General features: G+C 73.6%; 17 protein-coding genes. 8 read left to right on the forward strand and 9 right to left on the reverse strand.

The genetic code is table 11. The features are described 5' to 3' along the window. Positions 1–72 precede the first annotated feature (72 nt). A complete protein-coding gene (locus HT134_RS28590) occupies positions 73–990 on the forward strand; it encodes a branched-chain amino acid transaminase (RefSeq protein WP_175603569.1) in 918 nt (305 codons plus the stop codon). Positions 991–1,125: 135 nt separating this feature from the next. Here the strand turns inward: HT134_RS28590 and HT134_RS28595 are convergent, their stop codons facing one another. Further along, positions 1,126–2,208, reverse strand: coding sequence for a LacI family DNA-binding transcriptional regulator (locus HT134_RS28595; RefSeq protein WP_175603570.1), 1,083 nt, complete (start codon positions 2,206–2,208; stop codon positions 1,126–1,128). A gap of 176 nt (positions 2,209–2,384) precedes the next feature. Here HT134_RS28595 and HT134_RS28600 point away from each other — a divergent pair, with 176 nt between their 5' ends. The 5 genes from HT134_RS28600 (at position 2,385) to HT134_RS28620 (ending at position 8,551) form a co-directional block, all read left to right on the forward strand. After that, the gene (locus HT134_RS28600; protein ID WP_175603571.1) at positions 2,385–3,254 is read left to right on the forward strand and encodes a PfkB family carbohydrate kinase; all 870 of its coding nucleotides are present in this window, start codon (positions 2,385–2,387) and stop codon (positions 3,252–3,254) included. Further along, positions 3,251–4,567 carry an ABC transporter substrate-binding protein gene (locus HT134_RS28605; protein WP_175603572.1) on the forward strand — a complete coding sequence of 439 codons (1,317 nt, stop codon included), beginning with the start codon at positions 3,251–3,253 and terminating at the stop codon, positions 4,565–4,567. Before HT134_RS28600 ends, HT134_RS28605 begins: the two co-directional genes overlap by 4 nt. A 4-nt stretch (positions 4,568–4,571) precedes the next feature. Further along, positions 4,572–5,459, forward strand: a complete 888-nt coding sequence (locus HT134_RS28610) for a carbohydrate ABC transporter permease (protein ID WP_175603573.1) — start codon at positions 4,572–4,574, stop codon at positions 5,457–5,459. Further along, the gene (locus HT134_RS28615; RefSeq protein WP_217708503.1) at positions 5,456–6,343 is read left to right on the forward strand and encodes a carbohydrate ABC transporter permease; all 888 of its coding nucleotides are present in this window, start codon (positions 5,456–5,458) and stop codon (positions 6,341–6,343) included. Before HT134_RS28610 ends, HT134_RS28615 begins: the two co-directional genes overlap by 4 nt. Before the next feature lie 168 nt (positions 6,344–6,511). Beyond that, positions 6,512–8,551: a beta-galactosidase gene (locus HT134_RS28620; RefSeq protein WP_175603574.1), complete on the forward strand. Its 2,040-nt coding sequence runs from the start codon at positions 6,512–6,514 to the stop codon at positions 8,549–8,551. 80 nt (positions 8,552–8,631) lie between these two features. On the opposite strand, the gene HT134_RS28625 is transcribed toward HT134_RS28620, so the two are convergent. The 3 genes from HT134_RS28625 to HT134_RS28635 are packed head-to-tail and all read right to left on the reverse strand — an operon-like array spanning position 8,632 to position 11,856. Next, the gene (locus HT134_RS28625) at positions 8,632–9,978 is read right to left on the reverse strand and encodes an ABC transporter substrate-binding protein (RefSeq protein WP_175603575.1); all 1,347 of its coding nucleotides are present in this window, start codon (positions 9,976–9,978) and stop codon (positions 8,632–8,634) included. Between the two features lie 55 nt (positions 9,979–10,033). Beyond that, positions 10,034–10,936 (reverse strand): carbohydrate ABC transporter permease, encoded by a 903-nt coding sequence (locus tag HT134_RS28630; protein WP_175603576.1) that lies wholly within the window; start codon positions 10,934–10,936, stop codon positions 10,034–10,036. Positions 10,937–10,938: 2 nt separating this feature from the next. Beyond that, positions 10,939–11,856, reverse strand: coding sequence for a carbohydrate ABC transporter permease (locus tag HT134_RS28635; RefSeq protein WP_312888508.1), 918 nt, complete (start codon positions 11,854–11,856; stop codon positions 10,939–10,941). Between the two features lie 255 nt (positions 11,857–12,111). Between HT134_RS28635 and HT134_RS28640 the strand changes: the two genes are divergently transcribed. After that, on the forward strand, positions 12,112–13,344 hold the full coding sequence (locus HT134_RS28640) for a LacI family DNA-binding transcriptional regulator (RefSeq protein WP_246365696.1): 1,233 nt from the start codon (positions 12,112–12,114) through the stop codon (positions 13,342–13,344). Positions 13,345–13,466: 122 nt separating this feature from the next. Here HT134_RS28640 and HT134_RS28645 read toward each other — a convergent pair whose 3' ends face one another. The 4 genes from HT134_RS28645 to HT134_RS28660 form a co-directional block, all read right to left on the reverse strand. After that, positions 13,467–14,351, reverse strand: coding sequence for an alpha/beta hydrolase family protein (locus tag HT134_RS28645; protein ID WP_175603806.1), 885 nt, complete (start codon positions 14,349–14,351; stop codon positions 13,467–13,469). Positions 14,352–14,606: 255 nt separating this feature from the next. After that, on the reverse strand, positions 14,607–17,354 hold the full coding sequence (locus HT134_RS28650) for a helix-turn-helix transcriptional regulator (protein WP_175603577.1): 2,748 nt from the start codon (positions 17,352–17,354) through the stop codon (positions 14,607–14,609). Positions 17,355–17,762: 408 nt separating this feature from the next. Next, the gene (locus HT134_RS28655; protein WP_175603578.1) at positions 17,763–22,127 is read right to left on the reverse strand and encodes an AAA family ATPase; all 4,365 of its coding nucleotides are present in this window, start codon (positions 22,125–22,127) and stop codon (positions 17,763–17,765) included. Continuing rightward, positions 22,128–23,252, reverse strand: coding sequence for a metallophosphoesterase family protein (locus tag HT134_RS28660; protein WP_175603579.1), 1,125 nt, complete (start codon positions 23,250–23,252; stop codon positions 22,128–22,130). It abuts the gene before it with no gap. Between the two features lie 107 nt (positions 23,253–23,359). On the opposite strand from HT134_RS28660, the gene HT134_RS28665 reads away from it, so the two are divergent. Continuing rightward, on the forward strand, positions 23,360–24,853 hold the full coding sequence (locus HT134_RS28665) for an alpha/beta hydrolase family protein (protein WP_175603580.1): 1,494 nt from the start codon (positions 23,360–23,362) through the stop codon (positions 24,851–24,853). Here the strand turns inward: HT134_RS28665 and HT134_RS28670 are convergent. Next, positions 24,826–25,746: an alpha/beta hydrolase gene (locus HT134_RS28670; RefSeq protein ID WP_246365700.1), complete on the reverse strand. Its 921-nt coding sequence runs from the start codon at positions 25,744–25,746 to the stop codon at positions 24,826–24,828. The genes HT134_RS28665 and HT134_RS28670 overlap by 28 nt on opposite strands. Positions 25,747–25,842 lie beyond the last annotated feature (96 nt).

Below are 25,842 nucleotides of genomic sequence, written 5' to 3' on the forward strand. Positions count from 1 at the left end.
GAGGCCCATAGTAGCTTGCCACTTTGCCGATCAGTGGCGTACCGTGCTGAGCCACTTGAGGAGGTGGCATCCATGGAGACAGGCCGCATCTGGATGGACGGGACGCTCGTCCCGTGGGGCGAGGCCCGGGTGCACGTGCTCTCGCACGCGCTGCACTACGGCACGGGAGTGCTGGAGGGCACGCGGGCGTTCGACACCGGTGCCGGGCCGGCGGTCTTCCGGCTGCGCGAGCACCTCGAACGGCTCTACCGCAGCGCCCGGATCGTCGGGATGCGGGTGCCGTACGAGCTGGAGGAGCTGGAGGCGGCCACGCTGGAGACCGTCGCCGCCAACGGCCACCGCGCCTGCTACATCCGCCACCTCGTGCACCGCGGCTACGGCGAGCTGGGCCTGGCCGCGCGCGCCAACCCCATCGTGGTGTCGATCGCGACGTGGGAGTGGGCGGCGCCGGCCGCCGGCCTGCGGCTGATGACCAGCTCGTGGCGGCGCAACGACCAGGCGGCCGTGCCGACGGCCGCCAAGGCGACGGGCCCCTACCTCAACTCGGTGCTGGCCAAGGCCGAGGCGGTCGAGGGCGGCTACGACGAGGCGGTGCTGCTGAACGCGGCCGGCCAGGTCAGCGAGTGCACCGCCGCCAACCTGTTCGTGGTCCGCGAGGGACGGGTGAGCACCCCGCAGGCGAGCGCCGGGGCGCTGGAGGGCATCACGCAGGACACCGTCGAGCAGCTGGCCGCCGACCTCGGCATGCCGGTGACGAGGCGCGACGTGATGCGTTCCGACCTCTACGGCGCCGACGAGGTGTTCCTGTGCGGCACGGCCGCCGGAGTGGTGCCGGTGCGCTCGATCGACGGGCGCGACCTGGCCGCGCCGGGGCCGGTGACGAGCGCGCTGGCCGCCGCCTACGCGGAGGCCGTGCACGGCCGCGACTCCCGCTACCGGCACTGGCTGACCCCGGTACGGCCGCACGCGGCGGCCGGCCTGCTGCCCTGACCCGGGGCGCTCGGCGACGGCCGAGGAGGCGCGCGTGACGGCGCCCGGCCCCGTGCGGGGTCAGCGGCCGTCTCCCTGGAGGCCCTCAGCCCCGTACGGCGACTGGCGCCGGCGGGGCTCAGCCGTAACTGAAGATCATCGAGAAGTGGCCGACTCCCGCTCGATGAAGCGCGTCGGAAGCCGCCGGTGGGTGAAGCGCTTGTCGCTCCCCTGGACGCGGTCGAGGAGCAGCCGCCCCGCCTCCGCCCCCAGCTCGTAGATCGGCTGCGCCACCACGCTCAGCGGCGGCGAGATCGCCTCGGCCCAGTCGGCGTCGTCGAAGGCCACCAGCGACACGTCCACCGGGCAGCGCAGCCCGAGCCCGCGCAGCGCCTGGAGCACCCCCAGCGCCAGGAGGCTGTCCAGGGCGAGGATCGCCGTCGGCGGGTCCGGCAGCGCGAGCAGGCGCCGGGTGGCGGCGGCCGCGTCCTCCCGGCGGAAGCCCTCGGCGCTCACCAGCTCCGGCCGGGGCTCGATCCCCGCCTCCACCAGCGCGTCGCGGTAGCCGGCGGCGCGCGCGCCGACCGTGGTGGCCGCCAGCCGCTCCACCCCCCGCAGGCCGGGACGGGACAGCTTGGGACGGAGCTTCTCATCGCCGCCGGTCAGTAAGGCGACCGACCGGTGCCCGAGTTTCAGCAGCCGCTCGGTGGCGTCCTTGGCGGCGGCCCGGTTGTCGATGCCGACCGTGTCGGCTTCGAGGCCGGGCACCCGCCGGTCGAGCAGCACGACCGGGATGCCGGCGTCCACGACGGCCTGCAGCGCGTCACGGTCGGCGACGTCCGTCGGGGCCACGACGAGGCCGTCGACGCGGCGCTCGGTGAGCACGCTCAGCGCCTTGCGTTCGAGCGCGAGGTCCTCGTCGGTGTTGACGAGCAGCACCTCCCAGCCGCGCTCGTGGGCGGCGTCGGCGATGCCGCGCAGGGCGCGCGAGAAGAACGGGTTCTCGATGTCGGGCACGAGCACGCCGAGCGTGTGCGTCAGCCCCGTGATCATGCTGCGGGCCAGGCTGTTGGGCCGGTAGCCGAGGCGTTCGGCGGCGGCCAGGACGGCCTCGCGGCTCTTCCTGCTCACCGAGCCGTAGCCGCCGAGGGCCCGGCCGGCCGTCGCGGTGGAGACGCCCGCCTCCTTGGCGACGATCTCGATCGACGGCATGGTCGTCCGCCGGACGCTGCCGCTCATGCGCACCCCCGGTGCTGCTTGGTCGTGTCCTGGACATCATCCCCCCTCGGGAAGAACGAAAGGGGTGATCAACGGGCCACCGTAGCGGATTCGGCGGCAACTCTTGACATGGGTCCCACAGATTGAGAACGTTCTCACCCAAGTGAGTGAGAACCTTCCCAGTCACAGGAGCCCGTGTGAACCCACGCCTGGTTGCCGTCGGCGACAACGTCGTCGACTGCTACCCCGACCTCGGCGTCATGTATCCCGGCGGGAACGCCGTCAACGTCGCCGTCCATGCCCGCAGGCTCGGCGCCGCATCAGGCTACCTGGGCGCCGTGGGCACCGACGCGGCGGGCCGGGTGGTGCGCGCCGCGCTCGCCGGCGAGGGCGTGGACCTGTCGCTGCTGCGCGTCGTCGAGGGACCGAACGCCTCCGCGACCGTCCGCCTCGTCGCCGGTGAGCGCAAGTTCACCGGCGGTCAGGAGGGCGTGTCCCGCTTCCGCCTCACCGCCGCCGACCTCGACCGGCTGGCCGAGGCCGACGTGGTCCACACCGGCGAGTGCTCTTTACTGGAGGACCAGCTTCCCGAGCTGGCCACGGCCGCGCGGCTGCTGTCGTTCGACTTCTCCGAGCGCCCCTGGGAGTACGTCGAGGCACACGCCCGCCACGCCGGCATCGCGATCCTGTCGGCACCGTCCGGCGCGCGCGACGAGGCGCACGCGCTGGCCCGCCGGGTGCGGGACCTGGGTCCCTCGACCGTCGCGGTGACGCTCGGCTCCCAGGGGGCCGTGCTGATCAGCGGCGACGAGACGGCCTGGGCACCCGCGGAGCCGGTTACCGTGGTGGACACCCTGGGAGCGGGAGACGCGTTCATCGCCCGCCTGCTCGTCGGCGCCGTCCGCGGCGAGGACCTGCCGGACCTCGCCGCCGCCGCCACGGCCTACGCGTCCGCGGCCTGCGCCTCCTACGGGGCCTTCGGGCACGAGGCCCCCCTCGACGCCACCCTCGCCACCCCCCGTGACGCCCCCGCGGCGGTCCTGCCCAACAGCAAGGAGTCAGCATGAACAAGCACCGCTGGAGCGCGCTCTCCCTGGCCACCCTCATCGTCGCCGCGGCAGGCTGCGGCGGTGGCGGGACGAGCGCGACGCCCGGCAAGGCCGACCTGGCCGCGCCCAAGGAGAAGTCCGGCACGCTGACGATGGTGACGAAGTTCGCCAACCCCGAGTACGCGCCGTACTTCGAGAAGGTGGTGGCCGAGTACGAGAAGGCCAACCCGAAGGTCGACATCAAGCTGGAGCAGGTCGGCGACCAGGCGTACAAGGACAAGATCCGGGTGCTGAGCGCCTCGCGCGACCTGCCCGACATCTACTTCTCGTGGGCGGGCGACTTCGCCAACAAGTTCGTGCGGGCGGGCCTGGCGGCCGACCTGACGAGCGTCATCGGGCCCAGCACGCCGTGGGGCTCGACGTTCGCGCCGGCGGCGCTCAAGGCGTTCGAGTACGGCGGCAAGAACTACGGCATGCCGCTCGACCTCGACGGCAAGTACCTCGCCTACAACAAGGCCGTCTTCGACAAGGCGGGCGTCACGGTGCCGGCCTCGTTCGAGGACCTGCTGACGGCCTGCGACAAGCTGAAGGCCGCGGGCGTGCAGCCGATCGCGTTCGGCAACCAGTACGGCTGGGCCGCCATCCACTACATCACCCAGCTCAACGCCTACGACGTGCCGGCCAAGACGCTGACCGCCGACTACACCCCGGCGACCGGGGCGTTCACCGACCCCGGCTACGTCACGGCGCTGAAGCAGTTCTCCGATCTGGTGGGCCGCTGCGGCACCAAGGACGCCAACGGCCTGTCGCACGAGACCGCGCAGGCGCAGTTCCTGTCCGGCAAGGCCGGCATGCACTACCTGGAGTCGGTCGAGTTCGAGGCGGTCGACAAGGCCAAGCCGCCGCTCGACTGGGGCTTCTTCCGGCTGCCCGCGCCGTCCGGCGCCGCCGGCGACCCCTCGGCGCTCACGGGCGCGCCCGACGGGTTCCTGGTCAACGCCCAGAGCAAGAACGCCGGGCTGGCGGTGGACTTCCTGAAGTTCATGACCAGCCAGCAGAACGCGGCGGCGCTGACCAAGGACCTCGGCTGGCTCAGCCCGGTCAAGGGGTCGGCGAGCGCGGCCAACGCGAACAAGCAGCTCACGGACGCCCTGGCCGACATGGACAAGGCCGGAAATTTCGCGATCTGGCTGGACACCATCACCCACGCCGAGGTCGCCAGCGCGTACCTGTCCGGCGTCGAGGGCATGCTGTCCGGCTCCAAGAGCCCCGAGCAGGTCATGACCGGCGTCCGCGCGGCGGCCGCGAAGGCGAAGAAGGAAGTGGGTTGATGCCATGGGCGCCTTGCTGACCCGCTGGCGCGCCTGGGTCTGGGTGCTGCCCGCCGTCGCCCTGCTGCTGGTGTTCGTCTACTACCCGATCGTGGACAACCTGCGGCTGAGCTTCTTCTCCTGGAACGCCTTCTCGCCCGAGCCCCGGTTCGTGGGCGTGGACAACTACACGGAGATGTTCACCGACCCGGTGTTCTGGCGGGCCCTGCTCAACAACGTCGCCTACGCCGTCGTCTCCCTGGTCTTCCAGGCCGGCCTGTCGCTGGTGCTCGCGGCGCTGCTGGAGGAGCTCGTCGGCAAGCGGCTGCGCGGACTGCTCCGGACGCTGTACTTCATCCCGGCGGCCATGTCGATCACCGTCGCGGGCGTCCTGTTCTCCTTCCTCTACAACCCCCGGTACGGGCTGGTGAACGAGGCGCTGCAGGCCGTCGGCCTCGGCCACCTCGCCCGCGCCTGGCTCGGCGAGGAGTCGTCGGCCATCTGGAGCGTCATCGCGATGAGCCAGTGGCAGTCGGTCGGCTACACCGCCGTGCTGTTCGTGGTGGCCATGCAGCGCATCCCCCGCGAGTACTACGAGGCGGCCAAGGTGGACGGCAGCGGCGCGGTGCGCACGTTCTTCTCCATCACGCTGCCGATGGTGCGCGAGATGACCACGCTGATCGTCATCCTGACGATCTCGGGGGCGTTCCTGGTCTTCAACGAGGTCATGGTGATGACGGCCGGCGGCCCGGACAACTCCAGCCAGGTCCTCGGCACCTGGCTGTACCGCAAGGCCTTCTTCGAGGACGACATGGGGTACGCCGCGTCCGTGGCCACGGTGATCTTCGTCATCACGTTCGCCATCGCGGCCGGGCAACTGGCCCTCTCCCGACGCCGGAGGTATGACTCGTGATCGCGCTGGACTCCGGGGTCGACCGCCGGACCACCGCCAAGCACCGGCCCCGCGCCACCGTGAGCTTCCGCTCGGTGGTGGGCCGGGTGCTCGGCTGGACCCTGCTCGGCGCGTTCGCCGTGGCCGTGCTGTACCCGGTGCTGTGGATGGTGCTCAGCGGGTTCAAGGACAACCAGGAGGTCTTCAACCAGCCGTGGGGGCTGCCCGGCGAGCTGCGCTGGGAGAACTACGCCCGCGCCTGGGACCTCGGCGTGGTCCGCTACTTCACCAACAGCGTCATCGTGACCTCGGCCTCGATCGTGGCCACCACGCTGATCAGCGCGTGGGCGGCGTACGGGCTGTGCCGGCTGAAGCTGCCCTTCGGCAACGGGGTGGCGCTGCTGGTGCTGGGCGGGTTGCTGCTGTCGCCGACGGTGGCGCTCATCCCGCTGTTCCGGCTGCTGACCGCGATCGGGCTGTTCGACACGTACTGGGCACTGATCGTGCTCTACACGGCGTTCCGCATCCCGTTCACGATCTTCCTGATCCGGGCGTACATGATCGAGCTGCCGCGCTCCGTGGACGAGGCGGCCACCATCGACGGGGCGTCGCGGGCGCAGATCTTCTGGCGCGTCATCCTGCCGATGAGCCGGCCGATCCTGGTGTCGGCGGCGCTGCTGCAGGCGCTGTTCGCGTGGAACGAGTTCGCGTTCGCGCTGGTGTTCGTCAGCGACGAGTCGCTGAAGACACTGCCGGTGGGCCTGGTGTCGATGCAGAGCCGGCTGCTGACGGACTGGCCGGTGGTGCTGGCGGGCCTGACCATCGCGGCCCTGCCGACGATCCTGCTGTTCCTGATCGGGCAGCGGCAGTTCCTGCGCGGGCTCACGGAGGGCGTCGGCAAGTAGCGGCCTGCCTTCAGGCGGCCCAGGGGCCGGTCGCGGGCGGCGCTCCCACGGGGAGCGGCCGCCCGCGCCGCGTTCCCGGGTTGCCGCCGACGCATGTTTACGTAAACATGTTCACGTGAACATCGCTCGGTCTCCCTGTGAGGGCCGGTCTCCCTGTGAGGAGTGGTAGTGACAGCTCATCGGCAGCCTCGCTGGCTTCGCTGGCCCACGGACCCCGGCCGGGGGCGGCTGGCCTTCGGCGCGGACTACAACCCCGAGCAGTGGGGCCGGGAGGTGTGGGAGGAGGACGTCCGGGCGATGCGCGCCGCCGGGGTGAACATCGTCTCGCTGGCGATCTTCTCCTGGGCGCGCCTGCAGCCGCGCGCGGACACGTGGACCTTCGGCTGGCTGGACGAGGTCATGGACCTCCTGCACGCCAACGGCGTCGCCGTGGACCTCGCGACCGCGACCGCGTCCCCGCCGCCGTGGCTGACCGCCCGGCACCCGGAGATCCTGCCCGTCGACCACGACGGCCGCACCCTGTGGCCCGGCGCGCGCCAGCACTGGCGCCCCACCTCGCCGGTCTTCCGGGAGCACGCCCTGCGCCTGGTCCGCGCCATGGCCGAGCGGTACGGGAGCCACCCGGCCCTGGCCGCCTGGCACGTGAACAACGAGCTGGGCTGCCACAACGTCCACGACTACTCCGACGACGCCGCCGCGGCGTTCCGGGCCTGGCTGCGCGAGCGGTACGGCACGGTCGAGGAGCTGAACCGGGCGTGGGCCACCTCGTTCTGGTCGCAGGCGTACGGCGCCTGGGAGGAGGTGCTGCCGCCGCGCCTGGCCGCCTCCTACCCCAACCCGACCCAGCAGCTCGACTTCAGGCGCTTCTCCTCCGACGCGCTGCGCGACCACCTGCGGGCCGAACGGGACCTGCTGGCCGAGCTCACCCCCGGCATCCCGGTCACCAGCAACTTCATGGTCATGGGCGAGACCAAGGGCATGGACTACGCCGCCTGGGCGCGCGAGGTGGACTTCGTCTCCAACGACCACTACCTGCTGACCGGCCCGCAGGCGCAGGACGAGCTGTCGTTCTCGGCCAACCTGACCGGCATGCTGGCCGGGGGGCGCCCCTGGTTCCTCATGGAGCACTCCACCAGCGCGGTGAACTGGCAGCCGGTCAACAAGGCCAAGCGGCCCGGCGGCATGGCCCGCGACTCGCTCACCCACGTCGCGTACGGGGCGGACGCCGTGTGCTTCTTCCAGTGGCGGCAGTCGGCGGGAGGGGCCGAGCAGTACCACTCGGCGATGATCCCGCACGCCGGCACCGACAGCGAGGTCTTCCGCTCGGTCGCCGAGCTCGGCGCGACCCTGGAGGCGCTCGCCCCTGTCGCGGGGACGCGCCGGCGCCCCGCCGCCGCGGCGATCGTGTTCGACTGGGACTCGTGGTGGGCCGGCGAGCTGGACTCCCACCCCTCGTCCCGGCTGCGCTACCGGCAGGAGGCGCTCGACTGGTACTCCGCGTTCGCCGCGGCCGGGGTGCGCGTGGACGTGATCGGCTCGGCCGACGCGTTCACCGGCTACGACCTGCTGGTGGCGCCGATCCTGCACGTCGTGCCGCGGGAGCTGGCCGGCCGGCTGGAGGCGTACGTGGCGGGCGGCGGCCACCTGGTGACCACGTACTTCTCCGGCGTCGTGGACGAGAACGACCACGTGTGGCTGGGCGGCTACCCCGGCGCGCTGCGCGACCTGCTGGGCATCCGGATCGAGGAGTTCGGCCCGCTGCTCGACGACGAGCGGGTGGACCTCGACCTGGGCGTCTCCGGCACGCTGTGGAGCGACCGGATCGACGTCACCGACTCCGGGGTCAAGGTCGTGGCCGCCTACACCTCCGGCGACCACGCGGGCCGGCCCGCGGTCACGACCCGCCCCGTGGGCACCGGCTCGGCCTCGTACGTCTCGACCCGGCTCGGCCCCGAGGGCCTGGCCCCGGTGCTGGCGCACCTCCTCGCGACCAGCGGGGTGCGCTCCGAGCTGCCGGCCGCCGTGGCCGGAGCGGTGGAGCTGGCGGTCCGCACCGACGGCGAGGCCGACTACTGGTTCCTCGTCAACCGCACCGACCGCGCCGTCGTGGTGGACGGCGTGGCCGGCGAGGTGCTCCGGGGGCCCTGCCTGGCGGCGGACCTCACCCTGGGGCCGCGCCAGGTGTGCGTGCTGCGCCGCCCCTCCTGACCGGCCGGTCGCCGACCGGGACGCCGAAGGCCGGTCGCGGATCTCACGGTCCGCGACCGGCCTTCGCGCTCCCCCGGGGGCTACTGCATGGTGAACCCCTGCTCCTGGCCGTACTTGACGGAGGCGTCCTGCCACGCCTTCAGGCCGTCCTGCAGCGTGGTGCCGCTGATGTACGCCTTGCCGACGGTGTCGTTGAAGACGCTGTTGGCGTAGACCTGGTACGGCAGGTAGGACCAGCCGCTGACGACCTGGCCCGCCGACTCGGCGAGGACCTGGTTGACCTGCTGGTCGCCGAAGTACGGGAACTTCTTGTCCGTGAACTCCGGCGCGTTGAGCTGCGCGGTGGTCGCGGGGAACGCGCCGCCGTCCACGCGGGCCTGCACGCCCTCGTCCACGTTGGCGTACTTGAGGAAGGCGTAGGCGAGCTTCTTGTCGGCGGCGCCCTCCGGGATGGCCAGCGAGCTGCCGCCGTTCTCGGAGGTGGCCTTGCCGCCGCTCTCCCACTGCGGCATGGGGGCGACCCGCCACTTGCCGGCCCCGGCCTTGACGCCGGTCTCCAGGTTGGCCGGCATCCAGGCGCCGATCACCAGCGTGGCGATGGTGCCGTCGCCGAGGCCCTTGTACCAGGCGTCGCTCCACGAGGCGACGGGCGCGACCAGCTTGCCGCTGACGAGCTGCTGCCAGGCCGCGGTGAACTTCTGGGTGCCCGCGTCGCCGAAGTCGATGCCGACCTTGGTGCCGTCCACCTTGTACGGCTTGCCGCCGGCCTGCCAGATCATGCTGGTGGTGAAGCCGGCGTCGCCGACGTCGTTGGTGATGTACGCCTTCGGGTCGGCCTCGTGCAGCTTCTTGGCCGCCGCGATGTACTCCTCCCAGGTCTTCGGCACCTCGATCTTGTGCTTGTCGAAGACGTCCTTGTTGTAGAACAGCGCCATCGGGCCGGAGTCCATGGGCAGGCCGTAGATGCCGCCGCCGGAGTGCACGGAGTTCCACGGGCCGGGGGTGAAGGTGCCGTCGAGCTTGTCCGCGCCGAAGGCCGTCAGGTCGGTGACCGCCTTGCCGAGCGCGAACTGCGGCAGGGCGTAGTACTCGATCTGGGCGACGTCGGGCAGGCCGGAGCCGGCCTTGACCGCGTTCTGCAGGGCCGTGTACTGGTCGTTGCCGGTGCCGGCGTTGACCAGGTTGACCTTGACCTTGGGGTACTTGGTCTGGAAGTCGGCGACCACCTGCTTCAGGGTGGGCTCCCACGCCCAGACCGTGATGCTGCCGCCGGCGTCCAGCGCGGCCTGGAGGTCGTCGGCCGACGCGCTCTGGGTGGCGGCGGCGGTCCCGGATCCGGTGCCGCCGGAGGAGCCGCAGGCGGTGGCGAACAGCGATACCGACAGTGCGGCGCCCAGCAGCAGGGCGTGGCGGCGGGTTGTCGTCATGGATGTCCCTTTCATGGGTGTGCCAGGTCGGGGGTGGCGGGCGCGGGGCGGGCGGCTAGCCCTTGACGCTTCCGGCGGCCAGTCCCGACTGCCAGTACCGCTGGAGCAGCAGGAACGCCGCGATCAGCGGGACGATGGTGAGCAGCGATCCGGTGATCACCAGGTTGAAGACGACCTCGCCGCCCGCGGTGGTCGCCTGGGCGTTCCAGCTGTTGAGGCCGACCGTGAGCGGGTACCAGGCCGGGTCCTTCAGCATGATCAGCGGCAGGAAGTAGTTGTTCCACGTCGCGACGACGGTGAACAGCAGGACCGTGACGATCCCGGGCGCCAGCAGCGGCAGGCTGATGCGGAAGAACGTCTGGAACTCGCGGGCGCCGTCCACGCGCGCCGATTCGAGGATCTCGTCGGGGACGGCGTCGGAGGCGAAGGTCCACATGAGGTAGAGGCCGAACGGCGAGATGAGCGACGGGATGACGATCGCCCACGGCGTGTCGGTCAGGCCCATGGTGGAGAACATGAGGAACGTCGGGACGGCCAGCGCCGTGCCGGGCACCGCGACCGCGCCGATGACGGTCGCGAACACGGCCTTCTTGCCGGGGAAGTCGAACTTCGCCAGCCCGTAGCCGGCGATCGTGGCGAGCAGCGTCGCGCCGCCCGCGCCGACGACCACGTACAGCAGCGTGTTGAGCAGCCAGCGGGTGAAGATGCCGCCGCCGTAGGTGAAGGTGGCGGCGATGTTGCCGAACAGCGCGAAGTCGCCGTCGAACCACAGGCCGAACGAGCGGAACAGCCCCTCCTGGGTCTTGGTGGCGTTGATCACCAGCCAGGCCAGCGGGAGGAGCGTGTAGACCAGCATGATCGTGGTCAGGACGGTCAGCGTGACGCTGCGCCGGCTGCGTCGCGGGCGGCGCCGGATCACCAGCGGGCCGGCGGTGGCGGAGGAGGTGGTGGCGGTCATGGTCAGGCCCCCTTGCGCATGCCGCGGAGCTGGACGACGTAGGCGATGACCATGGTGATCACGCCCATGACGATGGCGACGGTCGCCGAGTAGTTGAACTGCTGGCCGCGGAAGGACAGCGAGTAGGCGTAGTAGTTCGGCGTGAAGTACGTCGTGATCGCGTTCGGCGCCAGGTCCCTGAGGATGGCCGGCTCGTTGAAGAGCTGGAAGCTGCCGATGATCGAGAAGATCGTGGCGATCAGCAGCGCGCCGCGCAGGGCGGGCAGCTTGATCGCCCAGACGATGCGGAGCTGGCCGGCGCCGTCCATCTCCGCCGCCTCGTACAGCGACGGGTTCACCACCCGCAGGGCGGAGTACAGGATCAGCATGTTGTAGCCGACGAACTCCCAGGTCACGATGTTGCCGATCGAGGCGAGGATCAGGTCGGAGGACAGCGGGTCGGGCAGCGACACCCCGAGCGCGTCGTTGAGGTTGCCGATGAGGCCGAACCGGGTGCCGTACATGAAGCCCCACATCAGGGCCGCGACGACGGCGGGCACGGCATAGGGCAGGAAGACCGAGATGCGGAAGAAGCTCGCCCCGTACAGCCGGCCGCTGTCGATCGCGAGCGCCACCAGCAGCGCCAGGAACAGCATGATCGGGACCTGCACGACCAGGAACAGCGCCACCCTGCCGAAGGCGGACCAGAACTGCGGATCGCCCAGCGCCTTGACGTAGTTGTCGGCGCCGACGAACGTGGTGCCGCCGATGAGCTGGGTGCGGAACAGGCTCAGGTAGATCGAGTACGCGATCGGCGCCAGGAAGACGAGCGCGAACACCGCCATGAACGGCCCCACGAACCGCCAGCCCGTCCACGAGCGCCGCCCCGGGGACGCCGCCCTCCTCCCGCTCGGCGCGCCGGCCCGCGGTGTTGCGACCACCGGTTCCTCCTCCCTGCCGGGATCCCCGACCTCGCGTCGTGTTTACGTAAACATCGTCCGGACGACGAAGCCCCCGGCCCAGGCGGCCGGGGGTTGTCGGAGAAGATCGAGCAGGGGATGTTTACGTAAACGTCCGTGCGGTATCGTGGCACCGCCCACACGGGCCGTCAAGGTTTCCCGGACGTTAACGGCCGTACGGGAGGTCACGACTTCGCACGAGGTCGCGTCCTCGCCCGGCGACGAAGGGCGGGCAGCATGGGAGCAGTGAACCGGGACGACCGGGAGCAGGCGGGCACCCCGAACAGCGGGGACACCCGCCGCGAGCAGGCGGGCACCCCAAGCGGCGGGGACACCCACCCGGAGCGCCCGGGCACCCCAAGCAGCGGGGACACCCGCCCGGAGCGCCCGGGCACCCCGATCAGCGGGAGCGCCCGGCGCGGCGGGTCCGACATCCCGGGCGGGCGGCGCAAGCAGCGCGTCTCCATGGCCGACGTCGCCAAGCTGGCGGGCGTGTCGTCGCAGACCGTCTCGCGGGTCTCCAACGGCCATCCCGGCGTCATCGACGCGACCCGCGAGCAGGTGCTCGCCGCCATGCGCGAGCTGGGCTACCGGCCCAACAGCGCCGCCCGCGCGCTGCGGTACGGCCAGTTCAACACCATCGGCGTCATCCTGTTCAGCCTGGCCTCGACCGGCAACAGCCGCACGGTGGAGGCGATCGCCACCCACGCCGCCGCCGAGGGGTACGCCATCACGCTCATCCCCATCGACGTGCCGACCCAGGACAACGTGCTCGGGGCGTTCACCCGGATGGGCGAGCTGGCCGTGGACGCGGTCATCGTCATCATCGAGATCCACCTGCTCGACACGATCACCGTGACGCTGCCGCCGGGGGTGCACGTCGTGGTCGTGGACTCCGACGCCGGCGACCGCTACAGCGTCGTCGACACCGACCAGGCCGACGGGGCGCGCCGGGCCGTGCGCCACCTGCTCGACCTGGGCCACCGCACCGTCTGGCACGTGACCGGGCCGCACACCTCGTACGCCGCCCAGAGCCGCGCCCGCGCCTGGCGGGCCACGCTGGAGTCGGCCGGCCGGCCCGTGCCGGAGCCCCTGCCGGGCGACTGGTCGGCCGAGTCCGGCTACGCCGCCGGGCTGGCGCTGGCCGGCGAGCCCGGGTGCACGGCGGTGTTCGCGGCCAACGACCAGATGGCGCTCGGGCTGCTGCGCGCCTTCCACGAGCGCGGCCGGGACGTGCCGGGCGAGATCAGCGTGGTCGGCTTCGACGACATCCCGGAGTCGGCGTACTTCGTGCCGCCGCTGACCACGGTCCACCAGGACTTCGCCGAGGTGGGGCGGAGGTGCGTGCGGCAGGTCCTGGCCCAGATCCGCGACGGGCAGTCGTCCCGGCCGGGCACCGACCTCGTGCCCACCAGCCTGGTGGTGCGCCGGAGCACCGCGCCCGCGCCGGGGACGGGTTCCGCGTCCTGAGCCGGGGACGCGTACCGCGTCCTGAGCCGGGGACGGGTACCGCGTCCTGAGCCGCCCGGTCGCGCCGCTCCCGCACGTGCCGGACCCCCGGCGAGCGCCGTCGCCGGGGGATCCGGGGTCCGTCAGGTGTGCGGGCAGGTGTCGCGGTACTCCTCGATCGCGCCGCCACGGGGCGCCGGGCAGAGGAACGGCTCGTAGCGCGTGTCGTCGTCCACGAACCGCTTCAGCCACGCGACCATGTACTTCCCGGTCGTGGTGTCGACCGTCGCCGGGAACAGGTGGCCGGCGCCGTTGAGCTCCAGGTACGCCTTCTCCGACGAGGCGGGGATGCTCTCGTAGAAGAGCTGGGAGTGGGTGGCGACCGGGGCGACGGTGTCGTACTCGGCGCCGATGATCAGGGTCGGCACCCGTACGCCCGACCAGTTCTTGGTCAGGTTCCACGGCGCGAGGGGGATCGCCGCCTGGAGCTGCGGACGGTCCTCGGCCGCCTCCAGGGACCCGCCGCCGCCCATCGAGTGGCCCGCGACGGCGAGCCTGGAGGCGTCGATCCGGCTGCGGACCGCCGCCGGACTGTCCTGCACCAGGTAGTCCAGCGCGGCCAGGAGCTGGCGGCCCCGGCTGGCGGGCTGGTCGGTGCGGGTGAGGGTGTCGATGCCGATCACCACGAACCCGTGCGAGGCGATGCGCGGGCCGAGCCAGGAGATGCTGGCCCACGAGGCGGTGTACCCGGGTGAGATGGCGACCGCGCCGAACGTGCCCTGGCTGGTGTCGTCGGGATAGTAGACCCGGCCCCCGCCGAACCCTCGCACGCTCAGCGGCGAGACGGCCTGCTCGGAGGTCGTGAACGGGCCGCGGAGGGCTTCCAGGAGCGCGTCGGTGGGGGCGGGGCCGCGTTCGTAGGGCCCGGCGGCCTGAGCGGCGGCGACGCCGGCCGTCCGGGGCACGAGGGGGGCGGCCTGGGCGGCGGCGTGGCCGGCCGGCGCGGCGGTGAGGGCGCCGCCGGTCAGGGCGAGGGCGGTGGCGAGGGTGAGCTTGGTGAGGGTTCTCGCGGCTGGCAGAGACACGTGGGGACTCCGTTCGCTGGGGGGTCAACCGCTTTCCGTGGAGATTGTCGGATCGCCGGTCAAACCCCGCATCGGCGGAATCGCCGGTCTCGCGGCCACGCAGGCGGGCAGGCGTCTCACAGGCGATTGACGCGACCAGGCGGGCGGCGTCTCCCCGGTGACTCACGGGAGCAGGCGGGCCGGCGTCTCACGCGCGACTCACGCGAGCAGGCGGGCCAGCTCGACGCGGGAGCGCACCCCCAGCCGGACGAAGACGTTCCTCAAGTGGTGATCGATGGTGCGCGGGCTGAGGAACAGCCGCGCGGCCACCTCCCGGTTGGTCGCGCCCTCCGCCACCAGCCGGGCGATCTGCAACTGCTGCGCGGTCAGCACCTGCTCGGGGGCCCCGGCGGAGCGGGCGGGCGCGACGGTCTCCCCCGAGGCGCGCAGCTCCTCACGCGCCCGCTCCGCCCACAGCCGCGCGCCGAACCGCTGGAAGGTCTCCAGCGCACCGTGCAGGTGCTCCCTCGCGGCGCCGGGCCGGCGCTGCCTGCGCAGGGCTCCGCCGTACAGCAACTGGGTGCGGGCCGTCTCGAACCGGCACAAACCCTGCCGGTGCAGCTCCAGAGCCTCCTGGAACAGCTCGTCGGCCTCGGCGGGCGACGCCAGCAGGGCGCGACAGCGCGCCACGAGCGCCAGCCGGTCGGCGCTGCGGGTGCTGCCGGCCCAGCGGTCCAGCACCCGCAGCGCGGCCCCGGCCCGCTCGACGTCGCCCGTGCGCGCGGCCGCCTCGACGAACTGGGGGCTGGCCATGACCCGGATGACGACATGGTCGTTGCCGCGATGGCCGCGCAGCCGCGCCGCCGCGTCGGCGGGGCGTCCGGCGGCCAGGTCCAGATGAGCCAGCGCCCAGTTGCCGAGGGTGGTGGTGATGCCCAGGCCGTTGACGTCGGCCAGGTCGATGGCGGCGTGGGCGTGGTCGCGGCAGCTCTGCGCGTCGCCCTGGACGGCCGCCGTCAGCGCCAGCCACGCCAGGTGCTGGGCGGCGGTGTTGAGCTGCCCCGAGGACCGGGCCAGCCGCAGCCCCTCCGCGGCGTGGGCCGCGACCGAGGAGTAGTGGCCCAGCGAGAGATGAGCCTGGATCATCGCCTCCAGCAGCCGGGGCATGACGGAGACCGCGCCGCGCCGGCGGGCCGTGTCGACGGCCCGGCTCGACAGTTCGAGCGCCGCGGCGTCCTCGCCGAGCAGCAGGCTCGCCACGCACGCCCAGGCCAGCTTCGTCGGGCTCCGCACCGCCGGCGCCAGCTCCACGACCCTGCGCAGCGGCGCGGCGGCGTCCTCGTGCCGGCCGCTGAACGTCGCCGCCATCCCGTCCAGGTACTCGAACATCAACTGCGCCGCCGGGCAGTCGTCCGCGCGCCGCAGCACCGCCGCCTGCCCGGCGATGGCCAGGAACGTGCGCAGGTCGCCGGCCCGGTAGCTGGCCTCCGCGGCGTGGACCAGCGCCTTGACCCCGGCGTCCCGGTCGCCTTCCAGCAGGTGCGCGGCCGCGGCCAGGAGCTTGCCGCAGGCGCTGCCGGCCGGCCCGCTGATCAGCTCCAGCCGTCCGCGCATCAGCTCGGCACGGGCCCGCGACGTCTCCGGGACCACGGGGCCGCGCAGCCGGGACAGCAGGGACGCCGCCCGTCGCGGGTCGCCGGCCGTCCACGCGTGGTGGGCCGCCGCGGCGAGCCACTCCGCCCTGCGCTCCGGGTGCCCGGTGAGCTCGGCGGCCCGTTCGAACGCGAGCGAGGGACCGGGGTGGCTCCCGGGCCGGCCGCCGGGGTGAGCGCCGTGCGGGACGGCGGAGGCGGCTGCCGCCAGCTCGGCGGCCAGCCGTTCGGGCGGCCCGTCGAGCGCGGCGGCGCGGTGCCATGCTCCGGCGAGCCGGTCGTGTCCCTGGCCGAACAGGCCCGCGAGGAGGCGATGGGCGTCCCGCCTGCGGGTGAGAGGCGCCTCGGCGTACGCGACGTCGCGCACCATGTCGTCGGCGAAGACGTACCGCTCCCCTTCGGCGCGCACCACGCCGGCCCGTTCGGCGGGAACGAGCACGGCCGGGGCGTCCGCGGGCTCGGCGGCCCGGATCAGCGTCGCGGTGTCGAGAGGGGGATGGGCCGCCAGCAGCAGGAGCACGAACCTGGTGTCCGCCGGCAGGCACGCCAGGCGGCCGGCGTGAGCGCGGTGCAGCCGTCCCCCTGCCGGGACACGGTCGGGCGGTGCGGCCAGGCCCGCGACCTGGTCGGGGGTCAGCGACTCGACGAGCTCGCGCAGGGCCAGCGGGTTGCCGCGGGCGACCCGGTCGAGGCAGGCGTGCAGGTCGTCCGAGAGCCGGCCGGGCAGCAGCCCGTCGGCCAGCGCCCGGCTCGCCGTGCGGTCCAGGGGGGCCAGCACGCGCGCCGGAACGTCGTCGGGCAGGCCGGCGTCCTCGCGCGCGGCGAACAGCACCGCGATCCGCTCGCCCGCCAACCTCCTGGCCGCGAACGACAGCACCCCGCGGCTGTCCTCGTCGAGCAGGTGCGCGTCGTCGACGCAGACCAGCACCGGCTCCACCGTGGCCAGCTCGCGCAGGAACTCCAGGAACGCGGCCCGCAACGCCAGCCCGCCGCCGGCCACCCCCAGGCTGAGCGCCCTTCTCAGCACGCGCGCCCCGACGCGGTCCGCGACCGGCCACAGGAGCGCGTGCAGCCCGGCGAGCGCCAGCCGCGTCTCCTGCGGGACCCCGCGCGCCCGCAGCACGGTGAAGCCTCCCGCCAGGGTGACGGCCAGGTCGAGCACGGCGGTCTTGCCGATTCCCGGCGGGCCGAGCAGCGCCAGCGCGCCGCCGTCGTCGTGACGCGCTCGGTCGAGGATCCGCCGTACGGCGTCCTCCTCCTCGGCGCGACCGCACAGGGCGGCGGGTGGGCGGGTGGCGGGGCGGGGGGCCGACATGACCAGAGTGTCACGCGGACCGGCCGTCCGATAAAGGCCCGCTGTGCGGGACGGCGCGGGACCGGCGATGTCACCGATGCGCACCGACCCACCGGTCACCCGCCCCGACCCCTCGACACCGACCACGCCAGGACACCCGCCGCGGCAGACGGCGACCGACCCAGCCCCTCGACACCGACGACGCCATGACACCCGCCCCGACCCCTCGACGCCGACCACGCCAGGGCACCCGACCCAGAAAGACCGCGACCGCCCCCGGCGGACGGCGACCGCCCCTGGCGGACGGCGACCGACCGGGACCCTTGACGCCGACGCCGCCGGGACGCACGAGCCGGGGGACCTTATCCGACCCGGCTCTTCCGGCGCCCACCACGCGGAGACCGCCAGCCGGCGGGAGGCGATCGGCCCTCAGGCGAGCGAGGAGACGTGCGCCGTGAGCGTCGAGCCGGTGCGGGACTTGGTGACCTTGAGCTGGGCCGGGATGCGGCTGCGCAGCTCGGCGACATGGCTGATGATGCCCACCGCGCGCCCCCCGTCGCGCAGCCCGTCGAGGATGTCGAGCACCCCGTCGAGCGTGTCCTCGTCCAGCGTGCCGAACCCCTCGTCCACGAACAGCGTGCCGATCTCCGCCCCGCCCGCCTCCGCCGTGACCACGTCGGCCAGCCCGAGCGCCAGCGCGAGCGAGGTGATGAAGCTCTCGCCGCCGGACAGCGTGGCCGGGTCGCGGTCCACGCCCGTCCATCCGTCGGACACCCGCAGCCCCAGCCCACCGCCCGAGCGCCCCCGCGCGCCGGCCGTCTTGCGCAGGTCGTGCTGGAGGAGGTAGCGGCCGGCCGACATGTGGTCGAGCCGTTCGTTGGCGGCGTCGACCACCTGCCTGAGCCGCTCCCCCAGCACGAACGACGACAGGCTCATGCTCCACCGGTTGTCACCGGACGTTCCGCTGGCCAGGGCGGCCAGGCGCTCGGCCAGCCGGTGCCGCTCGGCGGCCGGACGCCACCGGTCGAGGTCCGCCTCAAGCTCCGCGATCAGCTCGCGCAGCCGCCGCTGCCTCGCCTCCGCCCGGTCGCGGGCCGACGCGAGGGCGGTGTGGGCGCGTTCGGCCTCGTCGCGCTCGGCCTCCAGGGTCTCCAGGTCGGGAACTGGCTCGGCCGCCGCGGCCACCAGCTCGGGGTCGGCGAGGGTCGCGGTGACCGCCGCGTACTCGTCGTCCAGCCGCCGCAGCGCCTCTGCCCTGCGTTCCTGCTCGGCCAGGGGGCGGGCCGCGCCGGCCGCCTCGGCCGCGTCGCCGAACCCGGCCTCGGCCGCCGCCCGCTCCGCGGCGCCCGCCGCCTCGGCGCGTTCCCGCTCGGCGATGGCGGCCCGCTGGGTCGCCTCCAGCGCCTCGCGGAGCAGTTCGGCCTCGTCGTTCAGCCGGGACAGGCGCGCGGTGAGTGTCGCGTCGCCGCCGCGCGCGCTGTCGAGCCGGGCGGTCAGCCGCGCCGCGTCGCCGCTCAGCTCCTCCTGCCGGGTACGGCCCGCGGCCAGGCGCGCGGTGACCCGGCGGGCGCGCTCTTCCAGCTCCAGCCGCTCGCGCGCCAGCCTCGCCGCCTCAGCCGCCAGCGCGGGCTCCCGCCCCGCCGACGCCCGCAACCGCCGCACCGCCTCCTCGGCCTCGGCGAGCGCGGCGGCCCCGACCTCCGGCGGAAGCTCCCCGCCCTGCGAAAACTCCGTCTGCTGCGAACCCTCCATGTCTCCCCACGAGGCCGCATCCCCTCGTGAAGTCGCATCGCCGAGCGAGAACGCGGCCTCTCGCGCGGACGCGACCTCTCGCGCAGACGCGCCACCCTGCGACGACGCCTCTCCCGAGGACGCGCCACCATCCGAGAACCCACCCTCACGCGAAGTCGCGTCGCCGAGCGAGGGCGCGCCACCCCGCGAGAACGCCCCTCCACGCAAAGACGCGCCACCCTGCGACGACGCCTCACCCGAGGACGCGCCACCATCCGAGAGCGCCCCTCCGTCCAAAGACGCGCCACCCTGGGAGGGCGCGCCCGCTTGTGACGACGCGTCCTCTCGCGAGTACGCGTCCGCGTCCCAGATCGCGCCCGGTTCGGAGACGGTGTCGGGTGTCTCCTCCTGGTGTGCGCCGGACAGCCCCTCGGGGATCGCCCGGCGGAAGGGGGCGAGGACGGTCAGGTCGCTCTGGAGGAGGCGGGCGGCCAGACGGGTGTGTTCGGCGCGCAGACGGCTCTGGTGGGCGCGACGGGCGGCCAGCGCTTCGCCCAGCTCCCGGGACCGCTCCCGCACCCGGTCGCGTTCGGCCTCGATCCGCTCGTACGCGGCGGCCAGCCCCGGCTCCTGGGCGGCGAGCGCCTCCAGACGCGCCACCTCCTGCTCCGCCTCCCGGACGGCCGACTCGGCGGCGTCGAGGTCCAGCCCGTGCGTGGCCTCGGCCGCGTCGGCGTGGCGGGACTGGAGGGTGGCCAGCGCGCGCTCGGCCGCCTCCCGCTCGGCGAGGGCGCGTTCGTGGGCGCTCTCGGCGGCACGTTCGTCGTCGGGTGACGGGGCGCTGGGCGCGGGTGAGGCGGGCGCGGGGTGGTGGTCGGAGCCGCACACCGCGCAGGGACGGCCCTCGGTCAGGTCGCGGGCCAACTCGGCGGCCATGCCGTCGATGCGGGCCTGGCGGATGTCGAGCCAGCGTTCGCGCAGCTCCTGGGCCCGGTCCACGAGCGCCTGGCGGGTGGCGGAGGCCGCCTCGATCTCGGCCGCGAGCGCGTCGCGGCGCCGGACCGTGTCGCGGGACGCCCTCGCGGCGTCGAGCGCGGCGCTCGCGGCCGGGATCGCCGCCGCCTCGGCCCGCGTCGCGGTGAGCCGTTCGTGGGCGTGGGCGAGCCGTGCGGGCAGTTCGCTCTCGGCGGCGGCCACCTCGGCCGCCTGCCGCTCCAGCCGGGCGATGTCGTCGCCCACCCGGACGTGGTCGCGGTCGACGCCGATGAGCTCGGCGGCGCAGGCGCGCACGGCTTCGGCGGCCGGGACGCGGGCGGCGTCCAGGCGCGCGGAGGCGAGCCTGGACTCGGCCGCCTCCACCAGGGCGGGCAACGTCGCCAGCCTGGCCGTCGTGCTCTCCTCCTCGGTGACGAGCTGGGCGAGTTCGCCTTCGACGCGGGTCAGGTCGCGGCGGACCACCAGCAGCCTGGCCTCTTCGGTGAGCAGCTCGGACAGGCGCGCGATCTCCGCCTGCCGCTCCCGTTCGAGCGTGGCCAGCCGCTCCGGCTCCACCATGCCGAGCGGAGTGGGGGTGGCTTGGGCCGGTCTCTCCGAGGTGTCGCCGTGACCGCTCGGGACGCCCTCTCGGCGCGCGTCGTCCGCGTGACCCATGGAGAGGCCGTCGTGTCGTGCGGTGCTCTCCCCCGTACGGGCGCCGGCGGACGTGGCGGACGTGGGGTGCAGGAGAGGGCGGGCGCGGGCCAGGGCGTCGGCGGCGAGGGCGCGGGCCTTGGCGGCCGCCTCGGCGCGCTGGCGGGCGGCCGTGATGAGCGGCAGGACGCGGTCCGCGCGCAGCGCGTCGTCCAGGATCGCCTGGAGCTCGGCCCGCTCGTCGGCGCGCTCGTCGAGGGTGCGGCGCATCGTCAGCGCCTCGGCGTGGCGGCGCTGACGGGCGGCGAGGGCGGCGGCCTGCTCGTAGCGGGTGCGGGCCGCTCTGAGCGCGCGTTCCGCTTCGGCGTGGCCGGCGCCGGTACGGGACACGACGGCGCGGGCCGCGTCGAGCAGGGCTCCCGCCCAGCCCAGCGGGTCGCTCTCGGGCGACGGCGGGGACGAAGCCGGGGTCGCGGCCGAGGACGAAGCCGGGGTCGCGCCGGTCGTCGCGCCGGCCTCGGACGCGGGCCTCGCCGGGGAGAGGACGGGGGCCCTTGGGGAGGGGACGTTGATCCGGGAGTTGGTGGCGTCACTCGGGCGGTCGGGGCCGTCCTTGTAGGCGGCGTCGGGGCCGTCCACGGCGGCGGGGTCGGGGCCGTCCATGGAGGCGGGGTCGGGGCCGTCCATGGAGGCGGGGTCGGGGCCGTTCATGGAGGCGGGGTCGGGTGTGGGCTCCTGGGTGGCGGTCGCGGGCGTCGGCAGGTCGGGGCCGGCGGCCTCCTGGAGGCGCTGGATCGCGTAGTCCACCTGCTGCCGCAGCTCGACCTGCTCCCGCCACGTCTGCTTGCGGTGCTCGGCCAGCCACGACTCCGCCTGCGTGAACACCTTGACCGTGAACAGGCGCTCCAGCAGCCGGCGCCGGTCGTCGCCGTCGGCGCGCAGGAAGCGGGCGAAGTCGCCCTGGGGCAGCATGGCGACCTGGCAGAACTGGTCGGCGTTCATGCCGAGCAGCCCCCCGATGAGGTCGCCGGCCTCGTCGGAGCGGGTGGTGAGCCCCTGCCAGCCGCCGCCGGCCCGCTCCTCCACCACCACCTTGGCCTTCTCCTCGGTGACGCCCGTGCCGCGCAGCTTGGGACGCTGCCAGGCCGGCGAGCGGCGCACGCGCAGCCGGCGGCCCCGGATGGTGACCTCCAGCGTGACCGACGGGCCCGTGCCGGGCGGGGCGTGGTCGCAGCGCAGGGCCCGGGCGCTGTTGCGCTGGCCGGGCACCTGGCCGTACAGGGCGAAGCAGAGCGCGTCGAGGATGGTGGTCTTGCCCGCGCCGGTGGGCCCGTGCACGAGGAACAGGCCCGCCTCGGCGAGCGCGTCGAAGTCGACGGTCTCCGTGCCGGGGAACGAGCCGAAGGCGGTCAGGGAGAGCAGGTGCGGACGCATCTACGCCATCGCCTCCTTCATCCGCGACGCCTCGACGGCCTGTCTCAGCAGCTCCTCCTCGTCGGGGCCGGCGGGCTCGCCGCGCACCTCGCGGACGAAGTCGAGCGCGACCTCCGCCTCGGGACGGCCGCTGAGCCGCACGGGCGCGGCGGCGGGCGCCGCGCCGACCGGGTCGAAGGACAGGGCGAGCGTGTGCGGGAAGCGGGCGCGCAGCCGGTCCATGGCGGACTTGGGCCGCACCGGGTCGGTGAGGGTGACCTGCAGCCAGTGGTCCTCGTGGACGGCGAGGGAAGGAGCGGCGAGCAGGTCGTCGAGGAGGCCGCGCAGGCGGGCCACCGGCCGGGGCACCGGCGCCGCCACGAACTCGGCGCCGTCCACGGCCCCCGAGGCCCCGATCGTCACCAGCCACGAGCCCTTGACGTGGTCGGCCTCGGAGAAGGAGTAGGCCAGCGGCGAGCCGGAGTAGCGGACGGTCTCGGACATGCGCTGGCGGCCGTGCAGGTGGCCGAGCGCGACGTAGCTCACCCCGTCGAACGCGGTGAGCGGCACGTGGGCGACGCCGCCGACGGTGATGTCGCGCTCGCTGTCGCTCGCCTCTCCCCCGGTGACGAAGGCGTGCGCGAGGACGACCGAGGCGCGGCGGCGGGCCGCGTCGGCGCGCACGCGCCGCATCGCGTACGTCAGCGCCGCCGTGTGGCTGCGCTCGTCCAGCTCCCAGGGGGTGCGGACCAGTTCGGGCTCCAGGTAGGGGATGCCGTAGAAGGCGACGTCGTCGACGAGCACCGGCTCCCAGGCGCGGGCCGGGTCGGTGCGCAGGTGGACGCCGGAGGCGTCGAACAGCGAGGCGCCGAACCCGAGGCGCCGCGCCGAGTCGTGGTTGCCGCTGATGAGGATCACGCGCGCACCGGCGGACCGCAGGCGGGCCAGCGCCTCGTTGCACAGGGAGACCGCGTCGACCGGGGGCAGCGCCCGGTCGTAGACGTCGCCGGACACCGCGACCACCTCGACCCGCTCGGCGCGCACGGTCTCGACCAGGTGGTCGACGAACGCCGCCTGCCCCTCCAGCAGGCTCTCCCGGTGGAAGGAGCGCCCGAGGTGCCAGTCGGAGGTGTGCAGGATCCGCATGTCGCAGGAAGCTAACAGTTCCCACCGACAAATGCGGCCTCATACGCCACAGAACCCGGGAGTAGGCTGGAAGATCAGCGGGCAAACCAACGCACATGGGGAGGCCGATGGGCGCGGGCCGTGGCACCTTGAGCGTCGCCGCCGGTCTGGTGCTGGTGGTTCTGGCGTGCGTCGGCTACGTCCTGCCTCCCGCGTTCGACCCCCCGCCGCTCCAGGCCGACCACGCCTTCCAGGCGATCCCGGCGCAGCCGCGCGGCGAGCTGCGTCCCGTGGCGCGGCACGCGCGCTTCGCCGAGCAGAGCGTGACGGTCCCGGCCGAGGGCCAGAGCCTGGAGGGCACCGTGCGGGCGCCGCTGACGCCGGGGCGGCATCCGGCGCTGGTGTTCGTGTCGGGGTCGGGCAACGGGTCGCGGACGGAGTTCACGCCGCAGGCCGAGTTCCTGGCCCGGGCGGGCGTGGTGACGCTGGCCTACGACAAGCGGACGGTGGGCTACAACTTCCGCGACCGCGACTTCGGCCTGCTGGCCGACGACACGCTGCGCATGGTGGAGCTGCTGGCCAAGCGGCCGGACGTGGACCCGTCGCGGATCGGGCTGTGGGGCGTGAGCGAGGGCGGCTGGGTGGTGCCGATCGCGGCGGCCAAGAGCCCGGCGGTGGGGTTCGCGGTGCTGGTGTCCTCGCCGAACGTCTCCCCGCTGCGGCAGGTGGCGTGGGCGCTGAACGAGCAGCTCCTGCGGCTGCGCGCGCCGATCGGGGTGCGCGACCTGCTGACCCGGGCCATGGGCGGGGTGGGCTTCGACTTCCTGCGCTACGACGCGATGCCGGCGCTGCGCCAGATCAGGCAGCCGGTGCTGGCCTTCTACGGCACGCAGGACCCGTCGATCCCGTTCGTGGAGTCGACGCGGGCGCTGACCACGGCGCTGACGGAGTCGGGCAACAACCGCTACACCATTCGGTTCATGGCCGGCGGCGACCACGCGATGCGGATCAACGGCGGCGACTTCACCCCCGGCTACCTGGACACGATGGCCAACTGGATCATCGGCCTGCCCGGTACGGCGGTCCCGCCGGTGCACCTGGCGGGCGCGACGCCGGTCCAGCGTTTCGAGGCGGCGGACGTGCCGGCCGCGCCGTGGTACGCGGGCGGCGCGATGCTCGGGCTGACGCTGTGCCTGACCGCGGTCGGCTACGTGGCCGGGCCGGTCGCCGTCATGCTCGTACGGCTGCGCGGCGGGCCGCTCGCGCTGGGCGAGACCGACGCGCGGCTGTGGCCGCCGATCAGGCGGCGGCTGACCAGGATGGCGTGGACGGGGCTGGGGCTGCTGGCCTCGGTGGTGCTGTTCATCACGGTGCTGGTGCTGTTCGCGGTCAACCAGGCCGGGGCGTGGCCGGCGGTGCTGGCCGGCTGGGTGATCGTGCGGGTGCTGGCCGCGCTGATGCTCGTGCAGGAGGTGACCGCGGTCGCGGCGGTGGTGTCCGCGCTGCGCGAGGGGATGCGGCCGAGCCGCTGGCAGCACGTGGCGATGGCCGGCGTGCTGGGCGGCACGGGGCTGCTGCTGGTGGCGGCCGCCTATTACGGCTTGTTCGCGTTCCCCTGGTGAGCGTCCCGAAGGGGCGCGGTGACGTACGCGTCCATCCAGCGGTCGATCTCGGCGAACACGCGCTCGCGCACCGGCTCGGCCGACAGCACCAGGTCGTGGACGCCGTCGGGCACGCGCACGCACGTGACGTGCGGGCCCACGCAGGTGGACCAGCGGGCGATGTGCTCGGGGTCGAGGACGACGTCGGCCGACCTGGCCTCGGGGACGAGGTCGCGCACCCGCAGTCCCCGGGACGAGGCGAGCACGAGCACGGGCACGTCCACGGACAGCCCGGCGTGCAGGCGGCGCTGCGCGCGGCGGATCGCGGCCAGCCACGTGGCGTGCACGGGGAACCCGCCGAGCGGCTTCAGCTCCAGGTCGTAGTCCCACTCGCCGCCCTCGGAGCGGTGCAGGGTGCGGCCGTACACGGTGCTGGGGGGCAGCGGCAGCGCCCTCTTGCTGTACGAGAGCGGCGTCTTGAGCAGGTCGGCGGCCACGCGGAGCGGGGTGGGCACGTTGAGGTCGAAGAACGGGCTGTTGAGGACGAGCCCCCGGACGAGGCCGCGGCCGCGGACCCGGTCGGCCCACAGGGACGCGACGAGCCCGCCGGTGGAGTGGGCGTTGATCGTCACCTCGTCGTGGTCGCGGCCGATGAGGCGGACGGCCTCGTCGATCTCCGGGAAGTACTCGGTGACGCTCCTGACCAGGCCCCTGGTCTGGTGGGGCAGCAGCGACCGGCCGTACTTGCGCAGGTCGAGGGCGTAGAAGTCGATGCCGCGGCCGAGGTAGTGCTCGGCGAGGTGGTCCTGGAAGAAGTAGTCGGTGAATCCGTGCAGGTAGAGCACCGCCCGGCGGGAGCCTGTGCGCCGGGAGACGAGCGTGGCGACGACCTCGCCCTCGAAGTCTGGCTTCATCGGCAGAACGGTGATCTCGTACATAAGAGACACCATAGGGTTTCACCGCTTTGATGGGCATCCCGGACGGACCCTCCGGTCCTGGCGAAGAGGGGG

Origin of the sequence: Nonomuraea rhodomycinica, from assembly GCF_013363995.1 — a bacterium.
Taxonomy (GTDB): Bacteria; Actinomycetota; Actinomycetes; order Streptosporangiales; family Streptosporangiaceae; genus Nonomuraea; species Nonomuraea rhodomycinica.

Bases quoted from the DNA above. Each gene is read 5' to 3' on its own strand.
- HT134_RS28590 (WP_175603569.1), top strand. From the start codon at position 73: ATGGAGACAGGCCGCATCTGGATGGACGGGACGCTCGTCCCGTGGGGC.
- HT134_RS28595 (WP_175603570.1), bottom strand. From the start codon at position 2,208: ATGAGCGGCAGCGTCCGGCGGACGACCATGCCGTCGATCGAGATCGTC.
- HT134_RS28605 (WP_175603572.1), top strand. From the start codon at position 3,251: ATGAACAAGCACCGCTGGAGCGCGCTCTCCCTGGCCACCCTCATCGTC.
- HT134_RS28610 (WP_175603573.1), top strand. From the start codon at position 4,572: ATGGGCGCCTTGCTGACCCGCTGGCGCGCCTGGGTCTGGGTGCTGCCC.
- HT134_RS28625 (WP_175603575.1), bottom strand. From the start codon at position 9,978: ATGACGACAACCCGCCGCCACGCCCTGCTGCTGGGCGCCGCACTGTCG.
- HT134_RS28630 (WP_175603576.1), bottom strand. From the start codon at position 10,936: ATGACCGCCACCACCTCCTCCGCCACCGCCGGCCCGCTGGTGATCCGG.
- HT134_RS28640 (WP_246365696.1), top strand. From the start codon at position 12,112: ATGGGAGCAGTGAACCGGGACGACCGGGAGCAGGCGGGCACCCCGAAC.
- HT134_RS28650 (WP_175603577.1), bottom strand. From the start codon at position 17,354: ATGTCGGCCCCCCGCCCCGCCACCCGCCCACCCGCCGCCCTGTGCGGT.
- HT134_RS28655 (WP_175603578.1), bottom strand. From the start codon at position 22,127: ATGCGTCCGCACCTGCTCTCCCTGACCGCCTTCGGCTCGTTCCCCGGC.
- HT134_RS28660 (WP_175603579.1), bottom strand. From the start codon at position 23,252: ATGCGGATCCTGCACACCTCCGACTGGCACCTCGGGCGCTCCTTCCAC.
- HT134_RS28665 (WP_175603580.1), top strand. From the start codon at position 23,360: ATGGGCGCGGGCCGTGGCACCTTGAGCGTCGCCGCCGGTCTGGTGCTG.
- HT134_RS28670 (WP_246365700.1), bottom strand. From the start codon at position 25,746: ATGAAGCCAGACTTCGAGGGCGAGGTCGTCGCCACGCTCGTCTCCCGG.